This is a genomic window from Bacillus sp. WC2503, from assembly GCF_052682895.1.
In genome coordinates this window covers 4,647,501-4,662,500 of sequence record NZ_JBQYMD010000001.1, presented here as the reverse complement: position 1 = coordinate 4,662,500, position 15,000 = coordinate 4,647,501, and the positions used below count along the sequence as shown (strand labels likewise).

Annotated in this window: 14 protein-coding genes, 1 tRNA gene, 2 rRNA genes, 1 other RNA gene and 1 other annotated feature (2 of these 19 running past the window's edge); of the genes, 4 read left to right on the top strand and 14 right to left on the bottom strand. The window is 38.7% G+C overall.

Annotated features, from left to right (window positions below):
* The 5 genes from recR to tadA all read right to left on the bottom strand — a co-directional run.
* Positions 1–400: the 5' portion of a recombination protein RecR gene (gene recR, locus ACUN26_RS24025; RefSeq protein ID WP_000559167.1), read on the bottom strand. The gene continues 197 nt to the left of window position 1, outside the view; 400 of the gene's 597 nt are visible here — the first part of the coding sequence; its start codon is at positions 398–400; the stop codon falls past the left edge of the window.
* Between the two features lie 14 nt (positions 401–414).
* A complete protein-coding gene (locus tag ACUN26_RS24020) occupies positions 415–741 on the bottom strand; it encodes a YbaB/EbfC family nucleoid-associated protein (RefSeq protein WP_170957726.1) in 327 nt (108 codons plus the stop codon).
* 25 nt (positions 742–766) lie between these two features.
* Positions 767–2,455, bottom strand: coding sequence for a DNA polymerase III subunit gamma/tau (gene dnaX, locus ACUN26_RS24015; RefSeq protein WP_000121584.1), 1,689 nt, complete (start codon positions 2,453–2,455; stop codon positions 767–769).
* 131 nt (positions 2,456–2,586) lie between these two features.
* Positions 2,587–2,851, bottom strand: an RNA gene (gene ffs / locus ACUN26_RS24010) — signal recognition particle sRNA large type.
* 79 nt (positions 2,852–2,930) lie between these two features.
* Positions 2,931–3,431, bottom strand: coding sequence for a tRNA adenosine(34) deaminase TadA (gene tadA, locus ACUN26_RS24005; protein WP_000434335.1), 501 nt, complete (start codon positions 3,429–3,431; stop codon positions 2,931–2,933).
* Between the two features lie 108 nt (positions 3,432–3,539).
* Here tadA and ACUN26_RS24000 point away from each other — a divergent pair, with 108 nt between their 5' ends.
* The 3 genes from ACUN26_RS24000 to ACUN26_RS23990 all read left to right on the top strand — a co-directional run bounded on the left by ACUN26_RS24000 (position 3,540) and on the right by ACUN26_RS23990 (position 5,511).
* A complete protein-coding gene (locus tag ACUN26_RS24000) occupies positions 3,540–4,079 on the top strand; it encodes an isochorismatase family cysteine hydrolase (RefSeq protein ID WP_000798728.1) in 540 nt (179 codons plus the stop codon).
* A gap of 125 nt (positions 4,080–4,204) precedes the next feature.
* Positions 4,205–4,840, top strand: coding sequence for a deoxynucleoside kinase (locus ACUN26_RS23995; RefSeq protein ID WP_000148219.1), 636 nt, complete (start codon positions 4,205–4,207; stop codon positions 4,838–4,840).
* Positions 4,841–4,842: 2 nt separating this feature from the next.
* On the top strand, positions 4,843–5,511 hold the full coding sequence (locus tag ACUN26_RS23990) for a deoxynucleoside kinase (RefSeq protein ID WP_001053585.1): 669 nt from the start codon (positions 4,843–4,845) through the stop codon (positions 5,509–5,511).
* A 35-nt stretch (positions 5,512–5,546) separates the two neighbouring features.
* Here ACUN26_RS23990 and ACUN26_RS23985 read toward each other — a convergent pair whose 3' ends face one another.
* The 7 genes from ACUN26_RS23985 to guaB form a co-directional block, all read right to left on the bottom strand.
* Positions 5,547–5,939, bottom strand: coding sequence for a DUF3797 domain-containing protein (locus tag ACUN26_RS23985; RefSeq protein ID WP_000364197.1), 393 nt, complete (start codon positions 5,937–5,939; stop codon positions 5,547–5,549).
* Between the two features lie 166 nt (positions 5,940–6,105).
* Positions 6,106–6,198: transfer RNA gene (locus tag ACUN26_RS23980), tRNA-Ser, on the bottom strand.
* Between the two features lie 154 nt (positions 6,199–6,352).
* The gene (serS, locus tag ACUN26_RS23975; protein ID WP_000884202.1) at positions 6,353–7,627 is read right to left on the bottom strand and encodes a serine--tRNA ligase; all 1,275 of its coding nucleotides are present in this window, start codon (positions 7,625–7,627) and stop codon (positions 6,353–6,355) included.
* 51 nt (positions 7,628–7,678) lie between these two features.
* Positions 7,679–7,900, bottom strand: a binding site (T-box leader).
* A gap of 54 nt (positions 7,901–7,954) precedes the next feature.
* Positions 7,955–8,545 carry a pyridoxal 5'-phosphate synthase glutaminase subunit PdxT gene (gene pdxT / locus ACUN26_RS23970; protein ID WP_000238789.1) on the bottom strand — a complete coding sequence of 197 codons (591 nt, stop codon included), beginning with the start codon at positions 8,543–8,545 and terminating at the stop codon, positions 7,955–7,957.
* An 18-nt stretch (positions 8,546–8,563) separates the two neighbouring features.
* Positions 8,564–9,451, bottom strand: coding sequence for a pyridoxal 5'-phosphate synthase lyase subunit PdxS (gene pdxS, locus ACUN26_RS23965; RefSeq protein ID WP_000186168.1), 888 nt, complete (start codon positions 9,449–9,451; stop codon positions 8,564–8,566).
* A gap of 160 nt (positions 9,452–9,611) precedes the next feature.
* Entirely contained in the window at positions 9,612–10,922 is a 1,311-nt protein-coding gene (locus ACUN26_RS23960; RefSeq protein WP_131202456.1) for a serine hydrolase, read from the bottom strand.
* Positions 10,923–11,035: 113 nt separating this feature from the next.
* On the bottom strand, positions 11,036–12,499 hold the full coding sequence (gene guaB / locus ACUN26_RS23955) for an IMP dehydrogenase (protein WP_000264091.1): 1,464 nt from the start codon (positions 12,497–12,499) through the stop codon (positions 11,036–11,038).
* A 115-nt stretch (positions 12,500–12,614) separates the two neighbouring features.
* On the opposite strand from guaB, the gene ACUN26_RS23950 reads away from it, so the two are divergent.
* Positions 12,615–13,616 (top strand): YaaC family protein, encoded by a 1,002-nt coding sequence (locus ACUN26_RS23950; RefSeq protein ID WP_000554256.1) that lies wholly within the window; start codon positions 12,615–12,617, stop codon positions 13,614–13,616.
* Positions 13,617–13,650: 34 nt separating this feature from the next.
* Here the strand turns inward: ACUN26_RS23950 and rrf are convergent.
* Positions 13,651–13,766: ribosomal RNA gene (gene rrf / locus ACUN26_RS23945) — 5S ribosomal RNA — on the bottom strand.
* 49 nt (positions 13,767–13,815) lie between these two features.
* A 23S ribosomal RNA gene (locus ACUN26_RS23940) occupies positions 13,816–15,000 on the bottom strand (it continues 1,737 nt past the right edge of the window).

The window sequence follows — 15,000 nt, the reverse complement described above, 5'->3', positions numbered from 1 at the left end:
CATCGTGCAGTCGCTTTAAGAGTTGCGGGATATTAATGTCTTCCGGTCCAATTCCCTCCATCGGGGAAATCGCACCACGTAACACATGATATACACCTTGATACTCTTTCATTTTTTCCATCGCGATTACATCTTTCGGTTCTTGCACGACACAGACAACCGTTTGATCTCGATGTGAATCATCACAAATATAACAAGGATCACGGTCAGTAATATGTCCGCATACAGAACAATACGCTAGATCTCGCTTCGCATTCACAAGTGCTTTCGCAAAACCTAACACATCGTCTTCTTTCATATCTAATACGAAAAATGCCAATCGAACCGCTGTTTTCGGTCCGATTCCTGGCAATTTCATAAAACTATCGATTAATTTTGATATTGGCTCTGGATAATGCATATATCAATATCCTCCTAGAACATTCCACCTGGTAAGTTTAAGCCTTTTGTAAATTTACCCATTGTAGAATTTGAAAGTTCATCAACCTTTTTAAGTGCATCGTTCGTTGCAGCTAGCACTAAATCTTGTAACATTTCGATATCTTCTGGATCTACAACTTCTTCTTTAATTTTCACTTCAAGAACTTGCTTATGGCCATTTGCAATTACAGAAACCATTCCACCGCCAGCTGTACCTTCAACCGTTTTTTCACCAAGCTCTTCCTGTGCTTTTGCCATGTCTTTTTGCATCTTTTGCATTTGTTTCATCATGTTATTCATATTTCCCATTCCGCCACGCATCATATTTAATTCCTCCTAATAATAGTTATTCTTTTATTTCAATAAGTTCTTGCCCTACTAATTTTACTGCTTCTTCTATGAGGGGATCTTCTTTTTGCTCTGGGCTTTCTTCAGAATCCCCGCCTTCGCGTTGTAAAAAGTCCTCACGAATTTTACCCCATTCACTTTTCGGGATAGCAATCATATTTAACTTTTTACTTAGCAATTCAAAAAGAATTTGTTCCAGCGTATCCATTGCTTCACGATTTTCACTCGCCATTTTACAATGAATCTCATATTGAAATGCTAACACATAAGTATCATCTGAAGCCGCTACTGGCTCACTATTTTCTAATAAAACAGCAAATGCCACTTTGTTATACGATTTGAGTCTTCCTAACAACTCACCCCATACGGCTTTCAATTGTTCTAATTCTTGACGCTTCGCCTGCTTCAACACTTCATTTACACGTCCAACAGGAATTTTCATACTTCCCGTTCGCATTGGTTTTGGTGTTGCACGCGTCTCTCTTACTTCAGGTTGCACGCCAGCTGGTACACCATTCTTTTTAACTTGTTCTAATTCTTTCTCCAGTTGCTGCATTCTGTTCATAACCGCTTGTAAACGATCTGCACCGTTTGCTTGCATCATAAACTGCTGACACAGTTGTACCATCACAACTTCTAAGAAAATTCGTGGATGGTTTGTCCACTTCATCTCTTGTTGCCCTTTACTAAGACTATGAATAATCTCATAGATTACTTCCGGCTGCATTTCTTCACTTAACATGCGGAATTGATCATCTACAATTACTCGTTCCAACATATGTTCTAGTTGTGGTGAAGTTTGATATAAAAGCATATCACGATAATAGTAAATGAAATCTTCCATAAATCGAACTGGATCCTTCCCTTTACTCATCATCTCATCTATGATACGTAATGCTCTTGATACATCATTTTCACGTATACATTCTACTAGGTTACCTAAATATTGCTGAGAAACAGAGCCTGTTACAGCTAAAACATCTTCTGTCGTAACTGCATCATCACTATAAGATATAGCCTGATCAATAAGGCTAAGTGCATCACGCATACCACCCTCGGCAGCACGAGCAACAATTTGTAGTGCTTCCTCTTCTACTTGCGTACCCTCATTTGTCACAACCGTCGATAATCTCTCAACAATATCATTTACTGATATTTTTCGGAATTCAAATCGCTGACATCTCGAAATAATCGTAGGTGGAATCTTATGTGGTTCTGTTGTCGCTAAAATAAAGATAACATGTCCTGGTGGCTCTTCTAAAGTTTTTAGAAGAGCATTAAAGGCACCCATAGAAAGCATGTGAACCTCATCGATAATGTATACTTTATATTCTACAGCACTTGGAGCATATTTTACTTTATCTCTTATATCTCGAATTTCATCTACACCGTTATTTGAAGCCGCATCAATTTCTAATACATCTGAAATAGATCCTTGTGTAATTCCTAAACAAGAAGGACATTCATTACAAGGTTCAGCTACCGGAGCATGTTCACAGTTAATTGCTTTTGCAAATACTTTTGCAATCGTCGTTTTTCCTGTTCCCCTCGGACCAGAAAATAAATAAGCATGTGAAACTTTCTCTTGAAGAAGGGCATTTTGCAACGTTTTTGTTACGTGCTTTTGACCGACTACATCTTCGAACTTTTGCGGTCTCCATGTTCGGTATAACGCTTGGTATGACACGAAAATACGGCCTCCCTCAAAGGTTATTATCTTATATATTATAACCCATTCTGTTTATAGATTCCAAAAGTTATTTTCCATACAAAAAACTCACCTTGTATCAAGGTGAGTTTTGTATACATATATAACTGCCGTGCACCTTCTGTCGATTACGTACCATAAGCGTTACTCAAGCAGTTAGCTCGGTTCAGGCACTCCTGCGGCACACGAGAAAACCCGCTTATTGCTGCTTCCTTCCGGACCTGACAAGGTTCACGGGGTCCCGTTGCGCAGGACCCAAACGTCAACACCACTTACTTAAGGCAGACCTTACAGCAACATAACCTCGAGAAGGGATTCGGCCTCGCTAGAGCGGATTGCGAGTATAGGGCACCGCTACCTCCCCGCTTAGCACGGCAAAGTTAAAACCAATATTCGGTTGCCTTCATTAAAGGCATTATCAGTATAACTTGTTTTTTTATAAAATGCAAATGCGTTAATTCTCGTTACTGTTCTCTAATTTTTTTATCGCTTTTCTTTTTTTACGAAGCTCTCTAAAAAAGTTTGTTAGCAACGTACCGCACTCTTCTTCTAATACACCAGTGACTACTTCACATTGATGATTAAAACGTTCATCTGTTAAAAGATTCATTAATGTTCCTGCACATCCGCCCTTCGGATCACTTGCACCATATACAACTCGCTTCACTCGTGATAAAACAATTCCACCCGCACACATTGGACAGGGCTCTAAGGTTACATATAACGTTGCATCTTCTAAACGCCATGTCCCTAGATTTTTGCAAGCTTCATCAATCGCTAACAACTCGGCATGAGCGATTGATCGTTGCTCAGTTTCCCTTAAATTATGAGCAACACTAATTACCTCACCATCTAACACTATGACTGCACCAATTGGTACTTCTTGTATTTCCTCTGCCTTTTTAGCCTCTTCTATCGCTAGTTGCATAAAATAAATATCTTGATCTTGTTCCATAACCTAGTCCTTTCATCACAAATAAAATAAACCTTTTTCCATTTACTACACGTGGGATAACTTTTATAAATTCAATCCACCCTAAAAGAAAAAGAGAGGGGATTACATATGAAAAACACTGCTTTGCTCATTATTGATATGATTAATGACTTTCAATTTTCCCACGGGCCCATCCTGGCAAAAAAATGCGAAACTATAACAAATCCTATTTTACAATTAAAGAAAACAATGAAAGCCTTCGGCTATCCCATAATTTATGTTAATGACCATTATCAACTTTGGAGATCTGATATTGACCAACTGATTACTCATTGTACAAATGAGTATAGTGAAAATATAATTCATAAGATTGCTCCACATTCTGATGATTACATTTTTATTAAACCACATTACTCTGCTTTTTATGAAACGCCTTTGAATTCTTTATTGGGCTATTTAAAAATAGAAAATCTGATATTAACAGGAGTTGCTGGAAATATATGTATCCTATTTACTGCTAACGATGCTCATATGAGAAATTATACACTGTATGTACCACAGGATTGCATTGCCTCTAACAATGATCAGGACAATCTGCATGCTTTAAAAATAATGGAAGCTACATTGAAAGCAAATATAATACCGTCATCTCAAATAAAAATTAATTAATACATATATCTATTTTCTAACTTTTTATATCAAATTAACCCGCTCGCTTCCCTCTTGTGCTACAATAATTCTGTTTTGTGTTTTTAGTAGTCACGGCAAATCACTGATTGAAAGGAGGAAACAGCGTGACCGGAGTACCATTTATCACGGTTGAAGGACCAATTGGTGTTGGAAAAACTTCACTTGCGAAGGAAATTTCAACTCACATGCAACTCCACTTACTAAAAGAGATTGTTGATGAAAACCCTTTTTTAGGAAAGTTCTATGAAGACATCGACGAATGGAGTTTTCAAACAGAGATGTTCTTTCTTTGTAATAGATACAAACAACTAGAAGACATTAACATAAAGTATTTGAATCAAAGGAAGCCAGTAGTAGCAGATTATCATATATTTAAAAATTTAATTTTCGCATCACGTACATTAAAAGATTCTCAATATGACAAATACATGCAAATCTATCGTATCCTTACACAAGATATGCCTGTACCAAATGTCATCGTTTATTTAACAGCTAGCCTGGAAACATTACAAAAACGAATCGCAATGCGCGGAAGAGAATTCGAAAAAAATATGGATCCAAATTACTTACTACAGCTCACAAAAGATTACGAAACAGCAATGGATACTTTTAAAAAGGACCATCCAGATATCCCAGTGTTGAAATTTAACGGAGATGATATGGATTTTGTACAAAATCCCGATGATTTAAACGTCATCCTATCCGCCCTTCAAAATACTCTCTTAAAGGAGTCGAAATAATAATGAATTTAAGGCAAAAATATGATATACCGAATGATGCAGTAATTACTATCGCTGGAACAGTAGGTGTCGGAAAATCAACTATGACAACTGCACTAGCTAACGCTTTAGGTTATCGCACATCATTTGAAAAAGTAGATTCTAATCCATATTTGGACAAGTTCTATGCCGATTTCACACGCTGGAGCTTCCACTTGCAAGTATACTTCTTAGCAGAACGATTTAAAGAACAAAAGAGAATTTTTGAATACGGTGGTGGTTTTGTTCAAGACCGTTCTATCTATGAAGACACTGGAATTTTCGCAAAGATGCATCATGAAAAAGGTACAATGACGGAAACTGATTATGAAACATACAAAGGTTTATTTGATGCTATGGTCATGACTCCTTACTTCCCTCATCCAGACTTATTAATTTACTTAGAAGGTTCTTTCGATGATATTGTAGACCGTATTCAAGAACGCGGACGCCCGATGGAGCAGCAAACACCAATTGAGTATTGGAAAGAGATGCACGGACGTTACGAAAACTGGATTAACAACTTCAATTCATGCCCTGTTTTACGATTAAACATTAATGAATACGATATTTTAAAAGATGGCGATTCAATCGAACCAATCATTAAAAAAATTGGCCATTTCTTAAAACAAACACGTAAACTTGTAAAATAAAAAACCCGTGCATATGCACGGGTTTTCCTATTAAATTACTTCTTCTTTGTTGGAGCAATAATTTCACTCTCAGGTTTTCCAGCGTTAATACGCTGACGAACAGTACTTGTACTAATGTCATATGTTTCAGCAATCTCTTTAACAGTCATTTCTTTCCCGTTAATCACTGCCGTTAATACTTTACCTGTACGTTTTGGAGCTGCTTCTTTCTTTACAGCTGGTTTTTCAACCTTTTTTGGCGCCTCTACTTTTGTCGTAGCTTGCTTTACATCACAAGTACAACCACAAAGTTTACGGAATGTATCATCGCTTATAATGCGCGATACATTTGCACCACTGTTTAAAATTCTATTGTTCTTACAGACAGGACATTGTACATAATATAAAGTTTTTCCATCTAAAGGAAACGTTTGTATAATAAGATCCATGTTGACTCCTTTCATATCTATGAAGATAATCATCGGAATATGAGTGTGTAATAAGGACAAAATCGCCTTACACCATACTTTATGATTGGTTTTAAAATAAAAACTCGTTACGTGTTGGTAACGAGTTCTCCAATCTCCACTTATATGCGCTGTTGTCAATTATATCTGGAGGAGGTAGAGGGATTCGAACCCCCGCGCGACTCTCGCCGCCTGTCGGTTTTCAAGACCGATCCCTTCAGCCAGACTTGGGTATACCTCCATATTGACATCAAATATAATATCAAAAGAAAAACAGTTAGTCAACCCTACTAAAATAAATTATGAGGAAAGGAAAATTTTACTTTCCCCCTCCTACATTACAGTACTGACAACGCTCATAATTACCAATCACTCATACCGATGAATGTTTAAATTTACTTAATAACTGTTTTTCCTCCCATATAAGGGCGAAGAACTTCTGGAATTATAATTGTACCATCTTCTTGTTGGTAGTTCTCTAAAATAGCTGCAACCGTACGTCCAATTGCAAGACCAGATCCATTTAATGTATGAACATGTTCTGGTTTTCCGTTTGGCTCACGGCGGAAACGGATATTTGCACGTCTCGCTTGGAAAGCTTCAAAATTACTACAAGAAGAAATTTCACGATATGTGCCATAGCTTGGAATCCATACTTCAATATCGTATTTCTTCGCTGCTGTAAATCCTAAATCGCCTGTGCACATGCTCATAACGCGATATGGCAACTCTAATAATTGTAACACGCGTTCTGCATCATTTGTTAATTTTTCTAACTCTTCATAAGAATCTTCTGGTTTTACGAACTTCACAAGCTCTACTTTATTGAACTGATGTTGGCGAATTAAACCACGTGTATCGCGACCAGCTGAACCTGCTTCAGAACGGAAGCAAGAGCTAAATGCAGCATATCTTATAGGCAATTGCTCTTTATTTAAAATCTCATCACGATGCATATTCGTTACAGGTACTTCTGCTGTTGGAATTAAGAAGTAATCTTCACTTTCAATACGGAATGCATCTTCTTCAAACTTCGGAAGTTGTCCTGTTCCTGTCATACTTGCACGGTTTACCATATACGGAGGTAACACTTCTTCATATCCATGCTCGTCAGTATGAAGATCAAGCATAAAACTAATTAAAGCACGCTCTAATCTTGCGCCTGCACCTTTGTAAAATACGAAGCGGCTTCCTGTTACTTTCCCCGCACGCTCAAAATCTAAAACTCCTAAATCTGTAGCAAGATCCCAATGTGGTTTTGGTTCAAAAGCAAATTCCTTCACTTCTCCCCAAGTACGCGCTACTACATTATCATCCTCTGTTTCACCAACTGGAGCAGATTCATGAGGAATATTTGGAATAGATAACATTAATCTTTCTAAGTCTTCTTCAACTGTACGAAGTTCATTATCAAGATCTTTTACTTTTTCTCCAACTTCACGCATTTCTAAAATTAAAGCTTCTGCATCTTTCTTTTCACGCTTTAATACTGAAATTTGTTGAGACACTTCGTTACGTTTACTTTTTAGTTCTTCTGTTTGAACAAGTAGTTCTCTTCTTCTCGTATCAAGCTCTTCAAAACGACCAAACTCCGTTAAATCTTCGCCTCTATGCTGCAATTTTGCTTTTACTTCTTCAAAGTTCGTACGTAATAATTTAATATCAAGCATTATATACTCCTCCTTTTATTTTATAAAACACAAAAAACTCCCGTCCCTATACAAAGGGACGGGAGTTAACCCGCGTTGCCACCCTAGTTGAAAGCATTACTACTTTCCTCTCAAGTAGAAATAACGGCTCTTCACCGGGAATGTTTACTAATCATAAAGATATTCCACATTCCATTCCAGGATGGATTCACAAACTGTTTCTATCGATTTCCACCAACCATCGACTCTCTATAAGAAACGACATTTGTTACTACTTCCTATCAACACGCTTATTTTATAAAATTGTTACCATCAATTTACTATAATCTTATACAAGTTGCAAGTTACTTACACAACTTTTTTCATTTTAGCTTCTTTTACCATTTCGACAAAGTATGCTGTCACACGATGATCATCCGTTAATTCCGGATGGAATGAAGCAGCTAAAAACTGATCTTGTCTTACCGCTACCATTCGATCGCCGTGCTTAGAAAGTACTTCAACGTTATCAGCGACATCTACAACATACGGAGCACGGATAAATACACCAATAAAGTCTTCCCCCACACCTTTCATTGAAAGTGCGGCTTCAAAACTATCTTTTTGGCGTCCAAACGCATTGCGTTCAACTGTAATATCCATAGCACCAATATGTGCTTCTTCATAGCCAATAAGTGTTTTCGCAAGAAGAATCATACCTGCACATGTACCAAACATTGGTTTACCAGACTTCGCAAATGTACGAAGTGGTTCCATGAAAGCATACTTATCAATAAGACGACGCATTGTTGTACTTTCACCGCCTGGTAAAATAAGACCATCAATCTCTTCAAGTTGCTCTATACGCTTTACAACAACAGCTTCTGCACCACTTGCTTCAACTGATTTTACATGCTCACGAACTGCACCTTGAAGACCTAGTACACCGATTTTCACCATTTTAAAGTTCTCCTTCAATTACCATCCACGCTCTTGCATGCGTTGTTCTGGTAATAACGTTGAAATTTCGACACCTTTCATTGCATTACCCAATCCTTTAGAAAGGCTTGCAATTAGTTCGTAATCTTCATAATGAGTCGTCGCTTCAACGATTGCACGTGCAAATTTCTCTGGGTTCTCTGATTTGAAGATACCAGATCCAACAAATACACCATCAGCACCAAGTTGCATCATTAACGCTGCATCTGCTGGTGTTGCTACACCACCTGCTGCAAAGTTTACAACTGGCAAGCGACCAAGGCGTTTAATTTCAAGTAGTACTTCATAAGGAGCACCAGTATTTTTTGCATATGTCATTAACTCATCTTCACGTAGACTTGCAACTTGACGGATTTCTGCATTGACTTGGCGCATATGACGCACTGCCTCTACAATGTTTCCTGTTCCTGGCTCACCTTTTGTACGAAGCATAGATGCACCTTCTGCAATACGACGTGCAGCTTCTCCGATATCACGGCAACCACATACAAACGGAACTGTGTAATCACGTTTATTTAAATGGTATACTTCATCAGCAGGAGTTAATACTTCACTCTCATCGATATAGTCTACCCCTAATGATTCTAATACACGTGCTTCTACAAGATGACCGATACGGCATTTTGCCATAACCGGAATTGACACCGCACCCATAACTTCTTCAACAATCGTTGGGTCTGCCATACGAGAAACGCCACCTGCTGCACGAATATCTGCTGGTACACGCTCTAATGCCATAACGGCAACTGCGCCTGCTTCTTCTGCAATCCTTGCTTGTTCAGCGTTAACTACGTCCATAATAACGCCGCCTTTTTGCATTTCTGCCATTCCACGTTTTACACGTTCTGTCCCTGTTACATTTGTCATGTACAAAAACCCCCCTAGGTGAATTGCTTTCCCCCGTTAAAGGCGAAAATTAAGAATACTCTTACATTCTACCATTAACTATCAGATGCTTGTCTACTACTTTTTCATAAAGTAGGTATGAAAAATGGGAATAAGAAAAAGCTCCTACAATGAGGAGCTTTTAAAACCAACCTTTTACTGTATCAACAGCACTATTCCATATACCACTAAAGAAAGAGCCGATTCCGCGCATAGAACGAGTAAACCAGTTTGCTTCTTCCACTGCTGATGTTGTTACAAGATCTACTTGTAATGACTTACCAGATAAAAATCCAGGGTCATTCGTATCTTTTGGTGTAATTACCATCTGACCAAGTGCAACACCCTTTTTAATAGGTGCTTCTTGTCCCTTACTTGCTTCTTTAAATTCTGTTTTATAAACATCTTTACTTCCTTTTGGCACTGGAAGTGAAACAACTTGTTTTGTTTGAACTGCTACATCTTTATCTTTTGCATTTTCTACTCTTACTGTTTCTTGTCCTTTTACTGAAGAATCTTTTTTATACATTTGCTTCATTTCAAAGTTAGCAAATCCATAATCATATAACTTCTTCGTTTCATCAAAACGTGCTGTATGAGAACTTGTTTTAATAACTACAGAAATAAAACGCATACCGTTTCTTTCAACCGTACCAGTGAAGCAATCACCGGCTTCTGGAGTTGATCCTGTTTTCAGGCCGTCTACGCCATCGTATTGCTTAACTAAACCTTTTAACATCCAATTCCAGTTATCCATATTAATCGGGTATTTTCCACCCTCTTGGAATACTTTTTTAGGGATTTTTGCTGTATCTAATGTTTTGGGATAATCCTTAATAAGATGTTGTGCTAAAATTGCGACGTCCCTTGCAGACATTTTATTTTCTTCATCCGGTGTTGTTCCTTCGGGATGCTGTCCTTTTAAATCTTTGTTCGTTAGGCCTGTAGAATTTACAAATTTATAATTTTTCAATCCCAACTCTTTTGCCTTATCATTCATCATTTTTACAAAATTAACTTCTTTTCCTGCCACTGCTTCACCTAGAGCAATTGTTGCTCCATTAGCGGAATAAATCGCCATCGCTTCGTATAACTCTTTTACCGTATAAGAACCACCATTTTCTAGTGGAACATTTGATAATGAACGATCCTGTGAAATCTTATGCGCATATTCAGAAACCTTAATCTTTTGATCCCACTTAAGTTTTCCTTTATCCACTGCTTCATGAACTAAATATTCACTCATCATTTTTGTCATACTAGCAATTGATAATAACTCATCTGCATTCTTTTGATATAAAATTTTCCCAGAATTCGCTTCTACTAAAATTGCCGCACCTGCTTCAATGTTTAGAGCGGCTCCTGTTTCAGCCGATGCATTGCTATATGGTAACAGCATGCTACAAGCTAGTGTAAGCACCGTTACCAAAGCCATGAATCTTTTGCAAAACATACCTTTCACTTTTGCTACCCCCAATATCTATGTACTCACATAACCGTTATTCTAACATAATCAAAAAAAAATAGACAGAGATATCAAATCTCTATCTATTTACATATAAGACATTATAATGAGTAGTTTGGAGCCTCTTTTGTAATTTGTACATGATGAGGGTGGCTTTCACGTAAACCAGCACCTGACATGCGAATGAACTGTGCATTCTCACGTAAGAATTCTAAATCCTGTGCTCCACAATATCCCATACCTGCACGTAATCCACCAACTAATTGATGAACTGTATCTGCTAAAGGTCCTTTATATGGTACGCGTCCTTCAATACCTTCTGGAACAAGTTTTTTGTTTCCTTCTTGGAAGTAACGATCTTTACTTCCTTTTTCCATCGCTCCAACAGAACCCATACCACGATATACTTTAAATTGGCGACCTTGGTAAATCTCAGTTTCTCCAGGGCTTTCAGCAACACCAGCAAACATACTACCTAGCATAACAACGTGTGCTCCTGCTGCTAAAGCTTTAACCATATCACCAGAGTACTTAACACCGCCATCAGCAATAACTGGAATACCGTGTTTACGAGCTTCTGTTGCACAATCATAAACTGCTGTTAATTGTGGTACACCAACACCAGCTACAACGCGTGTCGTACAAATAGAACCTGGTCCAATACCAACTTTAACTACGTTTGCACCAGCCTCGATTAATGCTTTCGTTGCTTCAGCTGTAGCAACATTTCCAGCGATAATATTTAGTGCTGGATATTTCGCACGAACTTCTTTTACCTTTTCAATAACACCTTTAGAATGCCCATGAGCTGTATCAAGTACAATTGCATCTACGCTAGCTTTTACTAATGCATCGATACGAAGCATAGCATCAGCCGTTACACCAACAGCCGCTCCAACTAATAAGCGTCCTTGCTTATCTTTAGCAGAGTTTGGGAATTCAATTACTTTTTCAATATCTTTTATTGTAATAAGCCCTTGTAATACACCGTTATTATCAACAAGAGGGAGCTTTTCAATTTTATACTTTTGTAGGATCTTTTCAGCTTCTTCCAGTGTAGTACCAACTGGAGCTGTAATTAACTGTTCTTTTGTCATTACGTCAGAAATTTTGATTGAGTAATCTTGGATGAAACGCATATCACGGTTGGTAATAATACCAACTAATTTTCGCTCATCTAAATTATTTACAACTGGTACACCTGAGATACGATATTTTCCCATAAGATGTTCTGCATCATATACTTGATGTTCTGGAGTTAAGAAGAAAGGATCTGAAATAACGCCGCTTTCAGAGCGCTTTACTTTATCAACTTGCTCTGCCTGTTGCTCAATAGACATATTCTTATGAATAATTCCTAAACCGCCTTGGCGAGCCATTGCAATAGCCATGTCAGCTTCTGTTACTGTATCCATTCCTGCACTAATTAACGGGATGTTTAGCTGTAAGCTTTCAGATAAAACTGTTTTAACACTTACTTCTCTTGGTAATATATCTGACCTCGCTGGTACAAGTAATACATCATCAAAAGTCAAACCTTCTTTAACAAATTTAGATTCCCACATAATTGTTCCCCCCATGATACCAGAAATTATTATTAGTAGCTTATCAATTGGTTAAAATACTGTCAAGGACGTATATATATGTTAGAATTTTTAGACAATAAAAGGAGCGTAATATATGCATCAAACACATTGTACTTGGCAGCAATTAAGTTTCTTTTTTTCATCTCAAAATGTACAACGTTATCTTGCCCGTTGTTATGAAAAATCCTCCATACAAGATGCTGAAAAAAAAAGTTTTGAAAACTGTTATCCCTTTATTTACTACTTAGAACACGGGAAAAATTATTACGAATTATATAAGGCGGCCCCTTTTTCGATTCAACCAATGTTGTTATTTTATGGAATTAGCCAACTATTTAAAGCTTGCTTGTTAACTATTGATCCTAACTACCCAGAATCAACTACTGTTTTAGCTCATGGCGTTACAACTCGTAAACGAAAAAAACAGGGGTATCAATTTTTAGAAGATGAGGTGAAAATACAGAAAAACGGATTATTTACTCACGTTGCAGAACAACTGTTTCACATGAAACACTTAGAAGCGGAGAAGTTTAATATGTTAGAGCTGATGGGGAATATTCCTGAATTACAAAATTTGTTTCGTTATAGTCAAAAAGTATCGACTTTATATAAGATCGATTCAACAAATAAAAATGAGCTCTCCTTTTCAGTCAATATATTAGATCGATTACATATGACTAAAGAGCGATTTTCTCGTTACATCGAAACAACTTGTAAACATTTATCGATACAACACGTAGCTGAGAAAAATAGTGAATCGAATGTGTTTTTTTCGGCGCCTATTCAATCGTGGAATCCTATGTATAGTACTCCTTTATACTATGAGTACCTTACTAATACTTATTACTTACCACTTACGACTAATCCTAGAAATTCTAAACCCATTTTACCTGAGCTCCTCGTTCATTACTTATTGCTCTATAATTTAAGCATGATTTCTAGGTATGAAACTGATTGGTGGTATGACTTACTTGGTAGTTATGGATCTGAAGATTATCCATTTATTTATCAATTCCTTAATATTTCTGCCCAAAAAATACCTTACTATATTTCAGTATTTTTACTATCAGAATCTAATCTATTTCATGGGAAATAAAAAAACACGAGTCAAAGACTCGTGTTTTTTAGTTGCTTGGCGACGTCCTACTCTCACAGGGACAAGGTCCCAACTACCATCGGCGCTAGAGAGCTTAACTTCCGTGTTCGGTATGGGAACGGGTGTGACCTCTCTGCCATCATCACCAAACTATGAAGGCATATTCCTTCAAAACTAGATAACATTTGCTACATATTATATGGTTAAGTCCTCGATCTATTAGTATTCGTCAGCTCCACATGTCACCATGCTTCCACCTCGAACCTATCAACCTGATCATCTTTCAGGGATCTTACTAGCTTACGCTATGGGAAATCTCATCTTGAGGGGGGCTTCATGCTTAGATGCTTTCAGCACTTATCCCTTCCGCACATAGCTACCCAGCTATGCCCTTGGCAGAACAACTGGTACACCAGCGGTGCGTCCATCCCGGTCCTCTCGTACTAAGGACAGCTCCTCTCAAATTTCCTACGCCCACGACGGATAGGGACCGAACTGTCTCACGACGTTCTGAACCCAGCTCGCGTACCGCTTTAATGGGCGAACAGCCCAACCCTTGGGACCGACTACAGCCCCAGGATGCGATGAGCCGACATCGAGGTGCCAAACCTCCCCGTCGATGTGGACTCTTGGGGGAGATAAGCCTGTTATCCCCGGGGTAGCTTTTATCCGTTGAGCGATGGCCCTTCCATGCGGAACCACCGGATCACTAAGCCCGACTTTCGTCCCTGCTCGACTTGTAGGTCTCGCAGTCAAGCTCCCTTATGCCTTTGCACTCTACGAATGATTTCCAACCATTCTGAGGGAACCTTTGGGCGCCTCCGTTACACTTTAGGAGGCGACCGCCCCAGTCAAACTGCCCACCTGACACTGTCTCCCGGGTCGATAAGACCCGTAGGTTAGAATTTCAATACAGTCAGGGCGGTATCCCACCAGCGCCTCCACCGAAGCTAGCGCTCCGGTTTCAATGGCTCCCGCCTATCCTGTACAAACTGTACCAAAATTCAATATCAGGCTACAGTAAAGCTCCACGGGGTCTTTCCGTCCTGTCGCGGGTAACCTGCATCTTCACAGGTACTATAATTTCACCGAGTCTCTGGTTGAGACAGTGCCCAAATCGTTACACCTTTCGTGCGGGTCGGAACTTACCCGACAAGGAATTTCGCTACCTTAGGACCGTTATAGTTACGGCCGCCGTTTACTGGGGCTTCAGTTCAGAGCTTCGCTTACGCTAACCCCTCTCCTTAACCTTCCAGCACCGGGCAGGTGTCAGCCCCTATACTTCGCCTTACGGCTTCGCAGAGACCTGTGTTTTTGCTAAACAGTCGCTTGGGCCTATTCACTGCGGCTTTCCGTTAAGAAAGCACCCCTTCTCCCGAAGTTA